Here is an 18,312-nt window from a genome sequence, read left to right as displayed (position 1 = left end):
CACGGAGGCGATCACGGCCAATGCACTGATTGTCGCGCACCGGAATGGGTAGCCTCATCAGCGTGATCAATATTTCGGCGGAACAAGGATTGCGCGCCACCCCGGTCGAGATCGGTGTCGCCGCATCCGTCTCCCAGTTGCCCATCGTGCGCGGACTCGCCGAAACCTTGGTGCTGCTCAGCGATTTCACCCTCGACGAGGTGGCCGATATCCGGCTCGCCGTCGACGAGGCGGCCTCCACGGTCATCGGACTGGCCGTCCCGGGGAGCACGTTGCAGTGCCGGTTCACCGTCGGCGATACCGAACTACTGGTCCAGGTCAGCGGAGTCGCGAGTGCCGAGGGCCTGCCGGATCAGCGCAGTTTCGGCTGGCATGTGCTGCGCACCCTGTCCGACGAAGTGACCGCCACCCAAGGTGAGTTCGATCCGGCCGTCGCCGGATATCCGACGACAGTTGCATTCCGGCGGGGCCGGGGGAAGGCGTAGTGACCGACGAGAACACCGTGTTCACCTCACCTGAAACCCCACAGCCCGACCGGTCCGAGGACCGGGAGCCCGGCGCGCCCGAGAACAGCCCCGAAACCGTGCCGGAGAACGGCAATGGCGAGGAAACCGAGGACGTCACCGAGGAGACCATCGACACCGAGGAGGCCGAAGAGGTCGCGCGCAGTGTGTCGGGGTACGACGATGTGGCGCAGCTGTTCGAGGAACTGGCGGCGTCGGAACCGAATTCGGCGCGGCGGGCGGCCCTGCGGTCGCAGCTGATCCATCGCTGCATTCCGCTCGCCGATCACATCGCGCGCAAATTCAGCGGGCGCGGTGAGCCGTTCGACGATCTCACCCAGGTGGCCCGGGTCGGTCTGGTGCACGCGGTGGACCGGTTCGATGTCGGGCGCGGGTCCAACTTCCTGTCGTTCGCGGTGCCGACCATCATGGGCGAGGTCCGCCGGTATTTCCGGGACAACACCTGGGCAATGCGAGTCCCGCGCCGGGTCAAGGAGACTCATCTGCGCATCGGGGCCGCCATCGACGCGCTGTCGCAGCAGTTGGGGCGCTCGCCGACGGCCAAGGAGATCGCGGCCCAGCTCGGGATCGATGCCGACGAGGTGACACAGGCGGTCATCGCCGGGAATGCCTACCAGCCCAGCTCGATCGACGCGGTGTCGGTGGGGCGGGACACCGAGGCTTCGCTGCTCGACACCCTCGGTGAGGAGGAGTCGCAGTTCGATCGGGTCGAGGAGTACGTGGCCATCCGGCCGCTGCTGGCCGGGTTGCCCGAACGAGAGCGGCGGATTCTCACCATGCGGTTCTTCGAATCCATGACCCAGACCCAGATCGCGCAGCAGATGGGCATCTCGCAAATGCATGTGTCGCGGATTCTGGCGAAAACCCTTGCGCGACTGCGGGAGCAGTCGGCGCGGGAGTGAGGCCGGGGCGCTCGCCGGGTGGATCCGGCGAGCGCGGGCCCGGTGCGGCCCGAGCGGTCGGTATCGTAGATTGCGAAACAACCATGATCACCTCGCCGGAACGCAAAGGGGTCGGTGCGTTGTCCCAGCAGCAACTGCCGTTCGATTCGCTGTATCGCCACGGGTTCGCACGGGTCGCGGTGGCGGTACCGCCGGTGCGGGTGGCCGATCCGGCGTTCAATGCCGAACAGACGATCCAGCTGGCTCGGCGCGCCGCCGACGCGGGCGCGGTGCTGACGGTGTTTCCCGAACTCGGATTGTCCAGTTACACGGCGGACGATCTGTTCCATCAGGACGCCCTGGATATCGCGGTCCAGGACGCCCTGGCGCGGATCGTGGCCGAGAGCGCGCAGCTGGGGACTGTGCTGGCGGTGGGTGCGCCGGTGCGCGCGCAGGGGCGGTTGTTCAACTGCGGCATCGTGATCGCGGGCGGGCGGGTGCTCGGGGCCGCACCCAAGAGCTATCTGCCGAACTATCGCGAGTTCTACGAGAAGCGGCAGTTCGCGGCGGCGCGGGAAGCGCTCGACGATCACATCGTGATCGCCGGGCAGCGGGTGCCGTTCGGGAGCGATCTGCTGTTCACAGCGACCAATCTGCCCGGCTTCGTGGCGCATCTGGAGGTCTGCGAGGACGGGTGGGTGCCGTTGCCGCCCAGCGGTTTCGCGGCGCTGGCCGGGGCGAGCGTGCTGGTGAACCTCTCGGCGAGCAATATCGTGGTCGGGAAGGCCGACTACCGGCGCGCGCTGTGCACCGGTCACTCCGCCCGGTACCTGGCGGCGTACCTGTATTCGGCTGCGGGACACGGTGAATCGACCACCGACCTGGCCTGGGACGGGCAGGCGCTGATCTGCGAGAACGGGAACCTGCTCGCCGAGGGCGAACGCTTCGCCGACCATCCGCAGCTGGTCACCGCGGACCTCGATCTGCAACGCCTCGCGGCGGATCGCTTGCGCACCACCAGCTTCGCCGACAATGTGCACGATCACCGGGAGCGGCTGGCGCGGTTCCGGCGCATCGAACTCGAATTGCCCATTCCGGCCGGGGCGGTGGTCTTGGAGCGCGAGATCCCGCGCTTCCCATACGTTCCCGCCGATCCGGTCAGCCGCAACGAACGCTGCGCCGAAGTGCACAGCATCCAGGTCGAGGGTCTGGCCACCCGGCTGCGGGCCACCGGTTCGAAGCACGTGGTGATCGGCGTCTCCGGCGGTCTGGACTCCACCGTCGCGCTCATTGTCGCCGCCAAGACCATGGACCGGCTCGGTCTGGCCCGCGCCAATGTCCTCGCCTACACCATGCCCGGTTTCGGCACCAGCGACCGTACTCTCGCCGACGCGCGCGCACTCATGCTCGCCGTCGGGGCGACCCCGCACGAGATCGATATCCGGCCGTCGGCCACCCAGATGCTGCACGATCTGAAACACCCTGCCGCCGAGGGTGTTCCGCAATACGACGTCACCTACGAGAACGTCCAGGCGGGCGAACGCACCTCCCACCTGTTCCGGCTCGCCAATATGCACAACGCCCTCGTCATCGGGACCGGCGATCTCAGCGAATTGGCCTTGGGCTGGTGCACTTTCGGCGTCGGCGACCATATGGCGCACTACAGTGTCAACGCCTCGGTGCCGAAGACCCTGATCAAATACCTCGTCGCCTGGACCATCGAGACCGAGGGGCTGGGCGAAAAAGCCTCGCAGGTCCTGCGCTCCGTGCTGGCCACCGAGATCTCCCCGGAGCTCATCCCCGGCGACGCCGACGCCCCCATCCAGAGTTCCGAGGCCACGGTGGGCCCTTACGAACTCCAGGACTTCCACCTCTATCACCTGCTCCGCTTCGGCGATCGCCCCAGCCGCATCGCCTATCTGGCTCATCGCACCTGGGGCGACCGCAGCCGAGGCAGCTGGCCGGACCTCATCGCACCCGAACTGCGCAACGAATACGACCTGCCGACCATCAAGCACTGGCTGGGTGAATTCCTGCGCCGCTTCATCCAAACCAGCCAGTTCAAACGCTCCACGCTGCCCAACGCCCCGAAAGTCGGCTCCGGCGGGTCGCTTTCGCCGCGCGGCGACTGGCGCGCCCCGAGCGATGCTTCAGCGGCCGCGTGGCTGGACGAACTGGCCCGCAACGTGCCCGACGATTAGGTGTCGAGCGGTGGCCGCCTGAACCACCCGACCCCGGACAGCAACGCGCCCGGTCCCGCACGGGACCGGGCGCGGCCGGTATCGCCCTCGGCTACTCGGCTTCGAGGGGTTTGCGCAGCGCCGCCAGGAACATGGCATCGGTGCCGTGGCGGTGCGGCCACAGCTGAGCGCCGGGGCCGTCGCCGAGATCCGGGACGCCGGGGACCAGGTCACGGGTGTCGAGTTCGACCGCGCCGGTGCGGCGGGCCACGTCGGCGACCACCGAGACGGTTTCCGACAGGTGCGGGGAACAGGTCGAGTAGACGACTACACCGCCGGGGCGGACCAGTTCCATTGCGGCGGTGAGCAATTCGCGTTGCAGCACGACCAGTTCCCGGACGTCGGAGGGCTGCCGGCGCCAGCGTGCTTCGGGGCGGCGACGCAGGGCGCCCAGACCCGTGCACGGGGCATCGACCAGGATGCGGTCGAACCCGGGCGTCAGGCCGCTGTCGCGACCGTCGGCAACGTGGACGTCGACCGGCATGCCCTTGGTGGTCCGGCGCACCAGATCCGCACGATGCTCGGCCGGTTCGATGGCATCCACGTGGAAGCCGTCGATATCGGCGATCGCGCCCAGCAGTGCGGTCTTGCCGCCGGGACCGGCACACATGTCCAGCCAGCGCCCGCCGTCCTCGCCTTCCAGGGGAGCACGCGTAAGCGCCAGCGCGACAAGCTGACTGCCCTCGTCCTGGACGGCCGCCATGCCCTCCCGCACCGGTTCCAGCTTGCCCGGATCGCCGCCGTCCATGTAGACCGCGTACGGCGACCACCGGCCTTCCTCACCGCCGGTCACCAGGGCGAGCTCCTCGGCACTGATCTCCCCGGGCCGCGCCACCAGGTGCACCACCGGGCGCGCGTCATCGGCCTCGAGCACCTCCTTCAACTCCCCGGCCCGCTCCCCCAGCGCATCCGAGAAGGCCTGCGCGATCCACTTCGGATGCGCGTACTCGAACGCCAAGTGCCCCAGCGGATCCCGCGGCGCGAGCTGCTCCACCCACTCCGCCTCGGACTTCTCCGCCACCCGCCGCAGCACCGCGTTCACGAACCCGGCCTTGCCCTGCCCGGCTTCGGCGCGCGCCAACGCCACCGACGTGTCCACCGCCGCATGCGCCCCGATCCGAGTCCGCAGCAACTGATACGTCCCCAGCCGCAACACATCCAGCAGCTCACCGTCGATCTCGCCGACCGCCCGCCCGGCCCCCGCCTCGATCACCGCATCCAGCAATCCCTGCGACCGGCAAGCCCCGTAGGTCAATTCGGTAGCCAGCGCCGCATCCCGCCCACTGATCTTCCGCTCCCGCAGCAGCCCCGGCAGAACGAGATTCGCATAGGCGTCCCGCTCCCGCACCGCCCGCAGCACATCCCGCGCCACACCCCGCACCGGATCCCCGCCCTGCCCGCCGCGTTCCCCACGCCGCGCTCCCCCACCGGTCGCCGACCGGCCACGCGCATTACCCGCGTCCGTCCGATCACCCCGGCCGCCCTTGGTAGCGGCATCACGGTCGCCGCCGCGACCTCGCCCGCCACCGGCGAACCCGCCGCCGTCGCCACGTCCACCGCGCGAGCTCACGCCCGCGCGTTCGCTGCCCCGCCCACCTTCGGCGCGGCCTCCGAACCCCTTGGCCTCGTTGGAGTTCCGGCCCGCACCGCGCCCGCCACCCGACTCGAAATCCTGACGATCGTCCCGGTCCCGGCCGCTGCTACGGGCGAACCCGGAGCGGTCCGCACCCGATCGCCGGTCGTCACCGCGCGACTGGAAGCCCTTGCGGTCGCCGGTATTCCGGTCACGGCCGTCGGATTGTGCGCCGCGGTCCCGGGTGGGGGCATCGCCTCGCGTGCCGGAGCCGGAGCCGCCGCCGAAGTTGCTGCGGTTTCCGGAGTTTCGCTCACCGGCGAAGTCACCGGCGCGGCCGCCGCGCGGGGCGGACCCGCGACGGTCGTCACCCCGGCCGGTATTGCGGTCGACGGCGTCGCCTTTGCTGGTGGCGGCTGCCGGGCGTACCCCGCCGAAACCCTTGCGGGGAGCGGAGGCGCGGGCCTGGTCGCCGGTGTTGTCGTTCCGGCGGTCGGCCGGGTCCGTATTGTCGCGTCGAATCGGGGTCACCGCAGCGCCTTCCACTCGGTGCGGCCGCCGGGGCGGCTCGCTCGATCAGGGGATCGGTCCTCGCGGCGGGGTTCGCCGGAGGGGGTGCGGCGCGGTTCTCCGCCGGTGTGGCCGGTGGGGATGCCACCGGAGGCACGGCGGCCGCCGATACGTCGCGAATTGATTTCTCGCCCCCGGTCGGGGCGGGTCACTCGAACACCGCGCCCGATTGCAGGCGGGCGCCGCGGGCCCAGTCGAGGGCGGGCATCATGCGTTTGCCGGGGGGCTGGACTTCGGTGAGACGGACCGCGGTGGTGGCGGTACCGAGGTAGATGCCGGTTTTGCGGACGTCGACGGTGCCGGCGGGGAGGGTTTCCTCAAGCATTTCGACCGGGGCGAGTTTGAGACGCTTGCCGTCGAATTCGGTCCAGGCGCCAGGGGCCGGAGTGACCGCGCGGATCTGGCGGGAGATGGCGAGGGCGGGCTGGTCCCAGCGGACGTGCCCGGCCTCGACCTCGACCTTGGGGGCGTAGGAGACGCCTTCGTTGGATTGCGGAACCGCTTGCAGGGCACCGGCTTCCACCCCGTCGAGGGTGGATTCCAGCAGCACCGCGCCACTGTGGGCGAGGCGATCCAGCAGCACGCCGGCGGTGTCGGTGACCTTGATCGTCTCGGTCATGGTGCCGTAGACGGGACCGGTGTCCAGGCCCTTCTCGATCCGGAAGGTCGACGCGCCGGTGATCTCGTCACCGGCGAGGATGGCCGACTGCACCGGGGCCGCGCCACGCCAGGCGGGCAGCAGCGAGAAATGCAGGTTGATCCAGCCGTGCTTGGGGATCGAGAGCACCGATTCGGGCAGCAGCGCGCCGTAGGCCACCACCGGGCAGCAATCGGGCGCCAATTCGGTGAGCTGGGCGATGAATTCGGGCTCGGACGGGCGGCGCGGGGTGAGCACGGGAATGCCGTGCTCGTCGGCGAGCTGCCCGATCGGCGAGCGGGTGACCTTGCGACCGCGCCCGGAGACCGCGTCCGGCCGGGTCAGCACCGCCACCACTTCGTGATTACCGGATTCGATGAGCCGCCGCAGCGACGGCAGCGCCGGTTCCGGCGTGCCCGCGAAGACCAGACGCATCAGCGACCCCGTTCCTGCGCCGCGGCCTTGCGCCGGCCACTGATCTCCGAGGCCGGCAGCACCGTGACACCCGCTGTGAACCAGGAGGATTCGCGCAGCGTGCGCATCGCCTCTTTGCGCAGGGCGGGATCGAGTCGTTGCAGGAACAGCACGCCGTCCAGGTGATCGGTCTCGTGCTGTACGCAGCGTGCCAGCAGGCCCTCGGCCTCGAACTCGACCGGCTCGCCGTCCATGTCCACGCCGCGCACCCGCACGGCGTTCGGCCGCGTAACGTCCTCGCGCACACCGGGAATCGACAGGCAGCCCTCGGGCCCGGTCTGGGTCTCCGTGCCCACCACCTCGAACACCGGATTGACCAGATGCCCCTGCGCGTCCCCGGTGTCGTACACGAACACCCGTAGCCCGACGCCGATCTGCGGCGCCGCCATCCCGACCCCACCGGTCTCGTACATGGTGTCGGTGAGGTCGGCTACCAGCTGGCGCACCTCCTTGTCGAAGGTCTCGACCTCCGCCGCGCGAGCGCGCAGGATCGGATCGCCGAACAGGCGGACAGGCTGGATGGTCACGGGCGACTCCCGGTCATGAACGAATACGGTCGTCTCATTTTACGGACAACCCGAACCGTTCCGATCAGGAGTGCGCGGCTTCCACCACTTCTTTGATGCCGGTGCCCAACTGCACCGCCGTGCAAGCGGGCGCCACCGCGTGCGCGGGATCGAGGGTATTGATCACGGTCCGCTGCACGAACGGGTCGTAGACCATGTGGAAATGACCGGTCAGATCGTCCGGGCAGAGATCTTGCAGCACCAGATTGGTGGCGCCGGCACCCTTGAGCGCGATGTTCTCGAACGGTTGGATCATCTCGTCCACCCGGCTGCCGAGGGTGGTGTAACGCACACCCGGAACGGTGTCGCCGCCGGCATTGAGGGCCTTGATGTACGGCGAATCCGCGGCCTGCTGAATGGCCGCGGTGGAGGTGGCGATCTCGACGACGGTGAAGATGACGGGCGCGGCCTGGGCCACGGTCACCAGGCCATACATGACGCCGCCGTAACTGGGCGAGGCCACGCCGACCCATTGGCCGACCTTGGGCGCGCCGCCCAGTTTGTTGATCCAGTAGCGAGTCACGCTGGCGCCCTGGGAGAATCCGACGATATCGACCTGCGGCGCGCCGGTAGCGGCGAGCACCTGCTCGACGAATACACCGACCTGCGCCGAACTGGCCCAGATGTCCTCGGTGCCGTAGCTGGTCTTGCCCGCCTTGCCGCCGTAGTTCATGGCGAAGACACAGAACCCGGCCTGCTTCAGTTGCGGGCTGAGTGCCGACCAGTCGGAATAGGCCGAGGAGTCGGTGCCGTGCGCCAGCACCACCGGGCGCGGATGTTCGGCGCTCGGCTTGCATCCGAAGTCGTTGGCGCCCTGCGGCGCCGCGTCCGGATGCTCTTTCAGATACTTCGAGGCGCCCAGGTGATCGGCCTGCGCCGGTCCCTGTTCGAGCGGCACCCCCACCACCCCCGCCGCGGCGATCGCGGACGGCTCGGCGCCGGCCGGTACCGCCCCGTTCGGTAGTACCGCGGCGCCGAAAACGGCCGCCATCGCCATAACCCCCGCCGGTGCGAAACGACGCCAATGCGTCCGCTTCGTCCGACTCCCTTGTCCCATGTCACAATTCGCCACGGGGCCCTGTTGTCCCATGTCATGAATCATCCCTGGGAGTTTGCCGAAAGTCCCGGCGGGGTGGCGTATTTGCGCCCCATTACTTTTCGGGTGTGTCGTCTTCGGCCAGGATCCGGTAGAGCGCCCGGCGCGCCTCGGTGAGTACCTCGGCGGCCTTCTCGGCCTGCTCCTTGTTGCCGACGGCCGCGACCTGAGCGGCCGCGCCCATCAGCTGGCCGATCAGCCCGCGCAGATCGAGCGCCTGATCGCCGACACCGTCCTTGACGTCCTGCCACGGATCGCCCAGGTCGGTGCGGTTCTCCTCGAGGTAGGCGGTGCCCGCCTCGGTGAGCTTGGCGGTCTTGCGACCGGCCACCTTCTCGATGATGACCAGGCCCTCGTCCTCGAGCTGGGACAGCGCGGGGTAGATGGAACCCGGGCTCGGGCGCCAGACGTCCTGGCTGCGCTCGCGGATCTGCTGGATCAATTCGTAGCCGTGCATGGGGCGTTCCTGCAAGAGCAGCAGGATCGCCGCGCGCACATCGCCACGCCGGCCGCGTCCACCGCGACCGCGACCGCGACCGAAGTGCGGACCGGGACCGCCGAAACCGCCGGGGCCGAAACCGCCGCCGAAGTCGGGGCCGAAACCACGGCCGTGGCCGTGCCGGCCGTGTTCGCGCGGACCCTGCGGTCCACGGCCACGGCGCATACGCGGATGTTCGGGGCCCTGCTGCTCTTCGGCGCGCAGTCGCCGCCAGGGGCCGCGGCCCCGTTCGGTGTTGTCCATGTGTTCCATGGTGATGCCTCCTTCGAAGGCTCGTCGTTGCATTTGCTGCTATCGACGATATATCGGCAATCTATCCAAGACAAGAGTGATGCGGGACACGAACCGGACAGTCGGACTGTTAGTTGGGCAGACCGCGCGCGAAGAGCAGATCGCGCAGCGCATTCGGGCGGTCGACCGTTTCCAGGGGCTCGACCAGGTCGAATTCGCAGCCGAGAGCGGTCGCGCCACCATCGGCTTCCTCGCTGTCACCGACCATGAGGGCGCTGGCGGGGGCGATGGCCAGCTTGTCGAGCGCGGCCCGGAAGATGCGCGGGTCCGGCTTCATCGCGCCGACTTCGAAGGAGAGCGCGAAGTAATCGACATACCGATCCCAGCCGCGGGCCGCGAAAGCCGGGCGGATGTCGAAGGCGATATTGCTGACGACGCCGACCGCGACACCGCCTTCGTGCAGCGCGCGCAGGACATCACCGGTGTCCGGATAGGGCGTCCACGCCATCGGATCGAGCAGGCGTTCGTACAGCTGATGGGCGGCGGTGACCGGCACCCCGGAGCGCTCGAGCACCTGTAGGTACGCGGTGCGATGCAGCTCGGGGCTGAGATCCCTGCGCTCCCAGGCATATTGGCCATCGGCGTCGAGCTCCACCAACTGCCCGACCGGCGCGGTCATGGCCTGCATGATCTCGGTGACCTCGTGGGTGTCCAGCGGCCGGCCGTCGACGTCGGTGAGCGCGGCATTGTGGAATTCCGCCTCCTCCAAGCGGAACAACGTGCCGGAGTAGTCGAAGAGGACCGCTTCGATCGCCATACCGGCCACCCTACACAGCGCCCGGAAGACCCTGCCCGGAAAACGCCACCACTCCTCAACTTGTCTGAGGAGTTTGCTACGGTGGATCGATGACGAAATCCCCCGTGCTCGAGGTCGGCTCGGTCACCGTCGTGCGCGACGGAAAGCCCATCCTGCAAGATGTTTCATTGCGGGTGCGGCCGGGTGAGCACTGGGCGCTACTGGGACCGAACGGGGCCGGAAAGACCACGCTGTTGCGCATGCTCGGAGCCTTCGAGCACCCCACGCGCGGCAGTGTCGAGGTGCTCGGCAAGCAGTTGGGGCGGGTCGATATGCGGGAATTGCGCAAGGCCATCGGGCATGTCGATCCACGGCACCGCCCGGACCGGCCGCTCACTGTACACGAGGTGGTGCTGACCGGGCTGACCAATACCGCCGCGCTGGTGCCACGCTGGGAGCCGAGCGCCGCGCAACTGGCCGAGGCCGACCGGCTCATCGAGCTGCTCGGGCTGGCGCATCGGCGAAACGCGCAGTGGCCCATCCTGTCCCAGGGGCAGCGCGGGCGAACGCTCATCGCGCGAGCGCTGATGCCGAGCCCGCAACTGCTGCTACTCGACGAACCGGCCACCGGTTTGGATCTCGCCGGGCGCGAACAACTTCTGGAGCGCGTGGATCAATTGCAGCACGCCCATCCGGAATTGGCGTCGGTGCTGGTGACCCATCATCTCGAGGAATTGCCGCCGGGCACCACCCACGCGCTGCTGCTGCGCGACGGGCGCACGGTGGTCGCCGGGCCGGTGGACGAGGTGGTCACCACCGAGCACATCAGCGCCACCTTCGATCATCCGGTGCGGATCACCCGCACGGACGGCCGCTGGAGCGCGAATGCCGCACGCTCCGTGCACAACTGAGCGCTCAGGCCAGCGAATCGATCCAGGCTTCGAGGCGTCGGCCTTCGGCGGCCATCATGTCCGGATCGCGAAAGGTATTGGTGAGCAGGGAGATTCCCTGATACGCCGCCACCAGCGCGACCGCCAGTTCACGAGCGTCCGCGCGTCCCATCGCCGCGAACTGCGCCTGCACCCAGTCGACCAATCCACGCATCACCACGGCCAGTTCCTGTTCCAGGCCGTCGTCACGCTTGTCCAGCTCGGTCGCGAGAGTGCCCGAGGGGCAACCGAATTGGGCGGCGGCCTCGCGCTGGTCCACCCAGCCGCGTACCAGCGCCTTGAGCCGCTCGGCCGGTGAATCCACCCGTTCGAGGGCTTCGATGATCTCTTCGAGGGTGCGCGCGTGCGCGCCGATGGCCGCCTGGATCAGCTGATCCTTGGTCTTGAAGTAGTAGTAGACGTTCCCGACCGGCACCTGCGCGGCGCGCGCGATATCGGCGATGGTCGTCTTCTCCACTCCCCGCTCGTAGAACACCTGCGCGGCCGCCGCGGCCAGCCGCTCGCGTTTACCAGCTTTCGGGGCCGCCACGCCAGTCCCTGAGTTAGTCATACGACTCACTATAGACAACGCCCGGTTCGAACCCCTATGGTTCTTCTTAGTCAGCCAACTAACTCAGGAGTGAGACAGATGATCGTGGTAACGGGTGCGACCGGCAATATCGGCAGCGCGCTGGTGCGTGAGCTCGCCGCGGCGGGCGAGAAGGTGGTCGCGGTATCGCGGGGCGAAAAGCCCGTGGACCTGCCCGAAGCCGTGGAGCACCGCCGCGGCGACGTCGGCGACCTCGGCAGCCTGGGCTCGGCGGTGAGCGGGGCGGACGCATTGTTCCTGCTCATCACCGGTCCGCAGTTGGTGATGGGCCCGCCGCCGGCCGAGGTGCTGGAAACCGTTGCGCGAAACGGTGTTCGGCGCGTGGTGTTCGTGTCTTCGCAGGGTGCGGTGACCCGGGCCGGCAGTGACGGATACGCCCGCACCCTGGAGTTCGAAAAGGCCCTGGCCGCCTCCGATCTCGAGTGGACCGTGCTGCGGCCGGGCGGATTCTTCACCAACTCCTACGCCTGGATCGAACCCGTGCGCACCGAGCGCATGATCGCCGCGCCGTTCGGCGACACCGGCCTGCCGCTGGTGGATCCGGCCGATATCGCGGCCGTCGCGGCGACGGCGCTGCGCACCGAAAAGCATGCGGGGCAGGTGTATACGCTCACCGGACCGGCGGTGATCACGCCACGGGAGCAGGCGGCCGCGCTCGAGGCCGCGCTCGGGGAGCCGTTGCGGTTCCTCGAACTGACCCGGGCACAGGCCCTCACGAACATGCTGCGTTTCATGCCGGAATCGGTGGCCGAGCACACCTTGGACATCCTCGGCGCGCCGACCGGCGACGAACTGCGGGTCAGTCCGGATGTCGAACGCGTGCTGGGCCGCCCGGCGACCGGCTACGCCGAGTGGGCGCGACGCGCCGTAGTCGCCTTCCGCTGAGCGTGACAGCCCGGTAATCCATTGCCGCCGAGCCCGCTTCGTGACTCAGGCTGCAACGGATTCGGACCGCAACGCGCGGCGGATCTCGGCCTCCAGCCGTTCGAGGGCGGCCATGGACGAACGGTGATCGGCACAGACGAGTTCGGGGAACTCCACGCTGAACGCGATATACGCCGCGTCCTGCGGGGACCACCACACCGCGCAGCCGACGGTGAGCATCCGCCGTTCGACCTCGTCGGGCGCCGGAACAGCTATCGCGTCGATATTCATGTCGGCGACTATGCCCGGTCGTGATCGGCAGCGATCGTTGACGAAGACTCTCGTTCCCGGGACCTTGGTCCCGTATCCGGCCGGCCGCCCCGGCCCCGGCATCAGCCGATATCGATGGGGTCGATCTGGACGCGCAGCGGAGCGTCCGAGCGGTGGGTGCTGCGCACCGCCTGCGCGGCGGTCAGCGCCCGCGACAATGCCGCGCCCTCGGCCTTGTCCACCCGCAGGATCATCCGCTCCACCTCGGCCGGAGAATCCCCGGACGAGAACGGCTTTCGCGCACCCGGCGGCAGTGGCACCGGGCCGAGCACCTCGACATTGCCGGGGAGCTTCGTCTCGCCCAGCAATTCGGCGATGGACTCCGTGGTCCCGTCGACAGCCGCGAACCGCACGGCGGGCGGGAACCGCACTTCGGTGCGACCTTCGAGCTCGAATCGCGCATGCCCCACCGGATCCCACCGCACCAGCGCCTGTACCGTCGCCAGTCCGGCATCCGCCATCACGAAAACCCGGCCTTTGGCGCGCACCAGCGCTGCCGCCGACATCCAGCGCCGCAACGCATCCTCGGCGGCCCGCAGATCCGCCCGGCCCAGCAGGGCCCAGCCATCGAGCAGCATGGCGACGGAATAGCCGCCGGGCACCCGCGGTTCGGCCCCGATGGTGGCGACCACCACCTGCGGCCCGGCGGGCACCGTATCCAGGATCGACGACCCGCCCGAACCGCGTACCGGCACACCGGGAAACGCCCGCCCCAGCTCTTCCGCGGTCCGCGCCGCGCCGATCACCACCGCACGCAGCGCACGCGACCCGCAGTGCCCGCACCGGAACGCCGCCTCGGTGATGCCGCACCACCGGCACTGCGGACTGTGCGCGATGTCCTCGCCCCGCCGCAGACTCGCGGTGACGCCCAGGTCGGCACGAGAACCGGTCACCGGCGCTCCCCCGGCGCGAGAACCGTTCTCGGGCAAGGCCAACGGCCCGTTGCAGTGCCGGCAGCGAGCCGGGGTGCGGCATTTCGCGCAGGCGAGCGCGGGCACGTAACCGCGGCGCGGCACCTGCACCAGGACCGGCAGCCCTTCGTTCAGCGCCTGCCGGGCGGCCAGGAAAGCCGCACCGGGAATTCGAATCGCCTTCGCGATGGGATCCCGCTCCAGCGCCGTGTCGCTCTCCCCCGGCGCAGTGATGCGCGGCGTCGCCGCCCGCAACTCGGCCCGATCCGCGACGAGATCATGCGCCCAACCGGATTCGACGATGGCCTGCACCTCGGCGGTGCGCGCGAACCCGCCCGCCACGAACGCCGCCCCCGTCTCGTGGGCCCGCAACATCGCGACTTCCCGGGCATGCGGATACGGCGACCGCGGCTCGGCGAAGGTGTCGTCTCCGTCATCCCAGATAATGATCAGCCCCAGGTCCCGCGCCGGCGCGAACACCGCACTGCGCGTACCGACCACCACCCGCGCCGCCCCCCGCAATACCGACAACCATCGCCGATACCGCGCCGAAGGCCCCAGCCCGGCCGACAACCCGACCGCCGACTCCCCCACCAACGCAACACATTCGGCCAGCACCCGATCCAGATCCCGCTGATCCGGCACCGTGATCACCACGCTGCGCCCACCCCGCACCGTCACCGCCGCCATCTCGGCCAGCCGGCGCGCCCAATCCTCCCCCGGCAAGGCCTGCCACCCGGCCCGCGGCCCCCGGCCCGCCGCCAGCGCCCCCAGGAACGAATGCCCATGCGCGTACCGCCCCCACCCCGGAAACATCTCCGGAATCGACTGTCCGGCAGCCGCTTCCGTTCCCGAGAGGTTGAATTCCCCTGAGTCGCCGGCCGCGTGGGTGTCCGCCATTCCGCCGGACTCCACCTGATCGGTGTCCCGGCCCTCGACCGCAGTCGAAACCGCCTCGGGCACATCCAGCGGCGCGGCGATATCGTCGACCGCTGCGGGTTCCGCGGTACTCATATCGCCGGTCGCCGCCGTGTCAGGTGACGAATTTCGAGTGGGTTCGGTCTCGGCGGTGACTGCCGAACTCGCTGCACCGACAGGCGAATCCGCGGCGGTGGGTTCGAGCGATTCGGTGGTGGCCGATGCGGCGGCGCGCTTCTTCGAGGCACGCGACGGCTTGGCGGGTTTCGGGGGCTTCTCGATGCCCTCGGTTTCGACCTTGGCGTGACGGGGCGGGATCGCCAAGCGCAGCACGTCGGCTCGGGTACCCGCGTACCGCGCGGCGACCGCGGTGACCAGGCGCAGAATTTCGGGAGTCAGGACCCGTTCGCCCGAGACGACGCGGTCCAGGCGGACGAGTTTGCCGGTGTGCGGCGACTTTTCGAGACGTTCGAGGATGTAGCCGTCGACCAGCCGGCCCGAGAATCGCACCCGGACACGGACGCCGGGCTGGGCGAGTTCGTCCATTTCGGGTGGGACGAGGTAATCGAAATCCCGGTCGAGGTGGGCGGGTTCGAGCAGGGGCAGCACGCGCGCGATCGGGCGGGACAGGCCCGCATCCGCGACCGGGGCGGGAGCACCGACGACGGCGGGAGCGGAGTCCCAGAGGGTTTCCGCTCCCGCCGTCGATGATTCGGTGTGGGTCAATTACAGCCCGGCGGCGGCACGCAGCTTGTCCGCGCGGTCGGTGCGCTCCCAGGGCAGGTCGACGTCGGTGCGGCCGAAGTGGCCGTACGCGGCGGTCGGGGCGTAGATGGGGCGCAGCAGATCCAGATCGCGGATGATGGCGCCGGGGCGCAGGTCGAAGACCTCGCTGATGGCGGCGGAGATCTTGGCCGGGTCGATCTGCTCGGTGCCGAAGGTCTCGACGAACAGGCCGACGGGGGCGGCCTTGCCGATGGCGTAGGCGACCTGGACCTCGGTGCGCTCGGCCAGGCCGGCGGCGACGACGTTCTTGGCGACCCAGCGCATGGCGTAGGCGGCCGAGCGGTCGACCTTCGACGGATCCTTGCCGGAGAAGGCGCCGCCGCCGTGGCGGGCCATGCCGCCGTAGGTGTCGACGATGATCTTGCGACCGGTCAGGCCGGCGTCACCCATCGGGCCACCGAGCACGAACTTGCCGGTCGGGTTGACCAGCAGGCGCACGTTCGAGGTGTCCAGGGGGTTGGGCAGCTTCAGCTCGGCCAGCACCGAGTCGACGACCTTCTCGCGGATGTCCGGGGTGAGCAGGTTGTCGAGGTCGATATCGGCGGCGTGCTGGGTCGAGATGACGACCGTATCGAGGCGCTTCGGGATCGACCCGTCGTATTCGATGGTGACCTGGGTCTTGCCGTCGGGACGCAGGTACGGCAGCACGCCGGACTTGCGGACCTCGGTCAGGCGGCGGGAAAGCTTGTGCGCCAACGAGATCGGCAACGGCATCAGCTCGGGGGTCTCGATGGTGGCGTAACCGAACATCAGGCCCTGGTCGCCGGCGCCCTGACGGGCGATGTCGTCGTCCTCGCCGCCGACGCGGGCTTCGTGCGAATGGTCAACGCCCTGAGCGATATCCGGCGACTGCGCGCCGATGGCCACGTTCACGCCGCAGGACGCGCCGTCGAAACCCTTTGCCGAGGAGTCGTATCCGATCTCCAGGACCTTCTCGCGAACGATGGTGGGGATATCGGCGTAGGCCGACGTGGTGACCTCACCGGCCACGTGCACCTGACCGGTGGTCACCAGGGTCTCCACGGCGACACGGCTGCGCGGATCGGCCGCGAGCAACGCGTCGAGGATGGAATCGCTGATGGCATCACAGATCTTGTCCGGGTGACCCTCGGTCACGGACTCACTGGTGAATAGGCGGCTGCCAGACGTGCGCACAGTTGTTCCCTCTCCCTCAACGGGTTTCTCGTATCGGGCTGCGACAGTAGCGCGTCGGCGCGACAGCACAACCCTTTGTCTCAGACTATTCCAATATGTTCGTCACAGGGGCGAGCCGCCCCCATGCCGAACAGATTGTGACTCAGACAGTTGCCGGGATGGATTTCCCGGCGTGTCCGAACCCTGCGATGCCGAGGCTTCAGCGGAGCAAGGGACCGAGTGCATCGAGCACTCGACTGGCCAGCAGTGCCTTGGATCCATGATCCAAGGCGATCTCGGTGCCGTCGGCACCGAGCAGCCAGCCATCGTTGGTGTCGACTTCGAAGGCTTTGCCTTCGCCGACGGCATTGACCACCAGGAGGTCGCAGCCTTTACGGGCCAGTTTGGCGCGGGCGTGGGTGAGCACATCGGCGTGCTCGTCCCCGGTCTCGGCGGCGAAGCCGACGATCGCGGTGCCCGGTAGTTGCCCGTCGCGACGGGCTTGAACCAGACCGGCCAGGATGTCCGGAGTTTTGGTGAGTGCGATCGAATCCGGTTCTCCCGCACCCTTTTTGATTTTAGCCGCGGCCACGTTCACCGGGCGGAAATCCGCGACCGCCGCGGCCATGATGACCGCGTCGGCGCCGAGGGCGTGCTTGTCGACCGCGACCTTGAGCTGTTCGGCGGTGGTCACATTGACCACCTCGACGGCCGCGGGCGGTTCGAGTCCGGCGGTATTGCCCGCGATCAACGTCACCGTCGCGCCGCGCTGGGCGGCCAGGCGGGCCAATGCGTAGCCCTGTTTACCGGAGCTCCGATTGCCCAGGAAGCGAACGGGATCCAGCAGTTCCCGGGTGCCGCCGGCCGATACGACGACCCGGCGACCCTCGAGGTCGCGCGGGAGCGCATCGGCGCGTTCGAGCAGCAGTCGCGCCAATCCGAAGATCTCCTCCGGCTCGGGCAGGCGGCCCGGTCCGGTATCGGTACCGGTCAGTCGCCCGGAAGCGGGCTCCATGACTACGGCACCGTGCGCCCGCAGCGTCGCGACATTCGCCCGGGTGGCCGGATGCTCCCACATTTCGGTGTGCATGGCCGGGGCGAACAGCACGGGACATCGCGCGGTCAGCAAAGTGGCGGTCAAGAGATCGTCGGCGCGACCCTGGGCGGCGCGGGCCATGAGGTCCGCGGTCGCGGGCGCGATGACGACCAGGTCGGCCTCCTGGCCGAGGCGCACATGCGGCACCTGCGGCACATCGGCGAAGACACCGGTGTGCACGGGATGCCCCGAAAGCGCTTCGAAGGTGGCCTTGCCGACGAATTCCAGCGCCGACTCGGTGGGAATGACACGAACCTCGTGCCCGGTTTCGGTAAACCGGCGCACGAGGTTGCAGCTCTTGTAAGCGGCGATTCCGCCGCCGACTCCGACGACGATCCGGGTCACCGCGGAACTACTCGCCTTCGGAGTGCTCGAGCAGGTCGGCATGGATCTCGCGCATGGCCACCGACAGCGGCTTCTCCTGGAGACCCGGCTCGACCAGCGGACCGACGTATTCGAGAATGCCGTCGCCGAGCTGGTTGTAGTAATCGTTGATCTGCCGGGCCCGCTTGGCCGCGTAGATGACCAGCGCGTACTTGGACGAAGTCCGCTCCAGCAGTTCGTCGATCGGCGGGTTGGTGAGGCCGACCGGAGTGTCGTAGGCGGGCGCGGTCTTGATGTCCGTACTCACTAGGAAGGCTCCTGCG

17 protein-coding genes are annotated in these 18,312 nt (G+C 68.9%); 5 read left to right on the top strand and 12 right to left on the bottom strand.

Features of this window, described 5'->3' with window-relative positions; translation table 11 throughout:
- The first annotated feature begins 62 nt into the window (after window positions 1–62).
- The 3 genes from NI1_RS04085 to NI1_RS04075 all read left to right on the top strand — a co-directional run bounded on the left by NI1_RS04085 (window position 63) and on the right by NI1_RS04075 (window position 3,606).
- Window positions 63–485 (top strand): ATP-binding protein, encoded by a 423-nt coding sequence (locus tag NI1_RS04085; protein WP_067815307.1) that lies wholly within the window; start codon window positions 63–65, stop codon window positions 483–485.
- A 149-nt stretch (window positions 486–634) separates the two neighbouring features.
- Window positions 635–1,426 (top strand): SigB/SigF/SigG family RNA polymerase sigma factor, encoded by a 792-nt coding sequence (locus NI1_RS04080; RefSeq protein ID WP_169815548.1) that lies wholly within the window; start codon window positions 635–637, stop codon window positions 1,424–1,426.
- Between the two features lie 83 nt (window positions 1,427–1,509).
- A complete protein-coding gene (locus NI1_RS04075; RefSeq protein WP_067814109.1) occupies window positions 1,510–3,606 on the top strand; it encodes an NAD(+) synthase in 2,097 nt (698 codons plus the stop codon).
- A 91-nt stretch (window positions 3,607–3,697) separates the two neighbouring features.
- Here NI1_RS04075 and NI1_RS04070 read toward each other — a convergent pair whose 3' ends face one another.
- From NI1_RS04070 to NI1_RS04040, 6 genes are all read right to left on the bottom strand, one after another.
- On the bottom strand, window positions 3,698–5,215 hold the full coding sequence (locus tag NI1_RS04070; RefSeq protein WP_439957232.1) for an RsmB/NOP family class I SAM-dependent RNA methyltransferase: 1,518 nt from the start codon (window positions 5,213–5,215) through the stop codon (window positions 3,698–3,700).
- A 721-nt stretch (window positions 5,216–5,936) separates the two neighbouring features.
- Window positions 5,937–6,860: a methionyl-tRNA formyltransferase gene (fmt, locus tag NI1_RS04060; RefSeq protein WP_067814105.1), complete on the bottom strand. Its 924-nt coding sequence runs from the start codon at window positions 6,858–6,860 to the stop codon at window positions 5,937–5,939.
- Window positions 6,860–7,426: a peptide deformylase gene (def, locus tag NI1_RS04055; RefSeq protein WP_067814103.1), complete on the bottom strand. Its 567-nt coding sequence runs from the start codon at window positions 7,424–7,426 to the stop codon at window positions 6,860–6,862. The genes fmt and def overlap by 1 nt, the downstream gene beginning before the upstream one ends.
- Window positions 7,427–7,490: 64 nt before the next feature.
- Window positions 7,491–8,456, bottom strand: a complete 966-nt coding sequence (locus NI1_RS04050) for an esterase/lipase family protein (protein ID WP_084522700.1) — start codon at window positions 8,454–8,456, stop codon at window positions 7,491–7,493.
- A 160-nt stretch (window positions 8,457–8,616) separates the two neighbouring features.
- Window positions 8,617–9,312: a PadR family transcriptional regulator gene (locus tag NI1_RS04045; RefSeq protein WP_439957223.1), complete on the bottom strand. Its 696-nt coding sequence runs from the start codon at window positions 9,310–9,312 to the stop codon at window positions 8,617–8,619.
- A gap of 109 nt (window positions 9,313–9,421) precedes the next feature.
- Window positions 9,422–10,108 (bottom strand): HAD family hydrolase, encoded by a 687-nt coding sequence (locus NI1_RS04040; protein WP_067815295.1) that lies wholly within the window; start codon window positions 10,106–10,108, stop codon window positions 9,422–9,424.
- Between the two features lie 89 nt (window positions 10,109–10,197).
- Here NI1_RS04040 and NI1_RS04035 point away from each other — a divergent pair, with 89 nt between their 5' ends.
- Entirely contained in the window at window positions 10,198–10,998 is an 801-nt protein-coding gene (locus NI1_RS04035) for an ABC transporter ATP-binding protein (protein ID WP_067814098.1), read from the top strand.
- Between the two features lie 4 nt (window positions 10,999–11,002).
- On the opposite strand, the gene NI1_RS04030 is transcribed toward NI1_RS04035, so the two are convergent.
- Entirely contained in the window at window positions 11,003–11,587 is a 585-nt protein-coding gene (locus NI1_RS04030) for a TetR/AcrR family transcriptional regulator (RefSeq protein WP_067814096.1), read from the bottom strand.
- A gap of 78 nt (window positions 11,588–11,665) precedes the next feature.
- Here NI1_RS04030 and NI1_RS04025 point away from each other — a divergent pair, with 78 nt between their 5' ends.
- Window positions 11,666–12,511, top strand: coding sequence for an SDR family oxidoreductase (locus tag NI1_RS04025; protein WP_067814094.1), 846 nt, complete (start codon window positions 11,666–11,668; stop codon window positions 12,509–12,511).
- A gap of 45 nt (window positions 12,512–12,556) precedes the next feature.
- On the opposite strand, the gene NI1_RS04020 is transcribed toward NI1_RS04025, so the two are convergent.
- The 5 genes from NI1_RS04020 to rpoZ form a co-directional block, all read right to left on the bottom strand.
- Window positions 12,557–12,781 (bottom strand): hypothetical protein, encoded by a 225-nt coding sequence (locus tag NI1_RS04020; protein ID WP_067814092.1) that lies wholly within the window; start codon window positions 12,779–12,781, stop codon window positions 12,557–12,559.
- Window positions 12,782–12,882: 101 nt separating this feature from the next.
- Window positions 12,883–15,279, bottom strand: coding sequence for a primosomal protein N' (locus NI1_RS04015; RefSeq protein WP_218026700.1), 2,397 nt, complete (start codon window positions 15,277–15,279; stop codon window positions 12,883–12,885).
- A 96-nt stretch (window positions 15,280–15,375) separates the two neighbouring features.
- On the bottom strand, window positions 15,376–16,590 hold the full coding sequence (gene metK / locus NI1_RS04010) for a methionine adenosyltransferase (RefSeq protein WP_084522517.1): 1,215 nt from the start codon (window positions 16,588–16,590) through the stop codon (window positions 15,376–15,378).
- 199 nt (window positions 16,591–16,789) lie between these two features.
- Window positions 16,790–18,052: a bifunctional phosphopantothenoylcysteine decarboxylase/phosphopantothenate--cysteine ligase CoaBC gene (gene coaBC, locus NI1_RS04005; protein WP_067814087.1), complete on the bottom strand. Its 1,263-nt coding sequence runs from the start codon at window positions 18,050–18,052 to the stop codon at window positions 16,790–16,792.
- Window positions 18,018–18,296 carry a DNA-directed RNA polymerase subunit omega gene (gene rpoZ, locus NI1_RS04000; RefSeq protein WP_067713345.1) on the bottom strand — a complete coding sequence of 93 codons (279 nt, stop codon included), beginning with the start codon at window positions 18,294–18,296 and terminating at the stop codon, window positions 18,018–18,020. Before rpoZ ends, coaBC begins: the two co-directional genes overlap by 35 nt.
- Between the last annotated feature and the right edge of the window lie 16 nt (window positions 18,297–18,312).

This window comes from Nocardia inohanensis NBRC 100128, assembly GCF_001612945.1.
In the GTDB taxonomy this organism is placed as follows: domain Bacteria; phylum Actinomycetota; class Actinomycetes; order Mycobacteriales; family Mycobacteriaceae; genus Nocardia; species Nocardia inohanensis.
The sequence above is the reverse complement of the archived record's forward strand: the minus strand, read 5'-3'. Positions and strand labels throughout refer to the sequence as shown.

Excerpts from the sequence above, each read along its gene's own strand:
- NI1_RS04025 (WP_067814094.1), top strand. The coding sequence starts at position 11,666 with ATGATCGTGGTAACGGGTGCGACCGGCAATATCGGCAGCGCGCTGGTG.
- NI1_RS04050 (WP_084522700.1), bottom strand. The coding sequence starts at position 8,456 with ATGGCGGCCGTTTTCGGCGCCGCGGTACTACCGAACGGGGCGGTACCG.
- NI1_RS04075 (WP_067814109.1), top strand. The coding sequence starts at position 1,510 with ATGATCACCTCGCCGGAACGCAAAGGGGTCGGTGCGTTGTCCCAGCAG.
- NI1_RS04045 (WP_439957223.1), bottom strand. The coding sequence starts at position 9,312 with ATGGAACACATGGACAACACCGAACGGGGCCGCGGCCCCTGGCGGCGA.
- NI1_RS04020 (WP_067814092.1), bottom strand. The coding sequence starts at position 12,781 with ATGAATATCGACGCGATAGCTGTTCCGGCGCCCGACGAGGTCGAACGG.
- NI1_RS04035 (WP_067814098.1), top strand. The coding sequence starts at position 10,198 with ATGACGAAATCCCCCGTGCTCGAGGTCGGCTCGGTCACCGTCGTGCGC.
- NI1_RS04030 (WP_067814096.1), bottom strand. The coding sequence starts at position 11,587 with ATGACTAACTCAGGGACTGGCGTGGCGGCCCCGAAAGCTGGTAAACGC.
- fmt (WP_067814105.1), bottom strand. The coding sequence starts at position 6,860 with ATGCGTCTGGTCTTCGCGGGCACGCCGGAACCGGCGCTGCCGTCGCTG.
- NI1_RS04040 (WP_067815295.1), bottom strand. The coding sequence starts at position 10,108 with ATGGCGATCGAAGCGGTCCTCTTCGACTACTCCGGCACGTTGTTCCGC.
- coaBC (WP_067814087.1), bottom strand. The coding sequence starts at position 18,052 with ATGCCGACCTGCTCGAGCACTCCGAAGGCGAGTAGTTCCGCGGTGACC.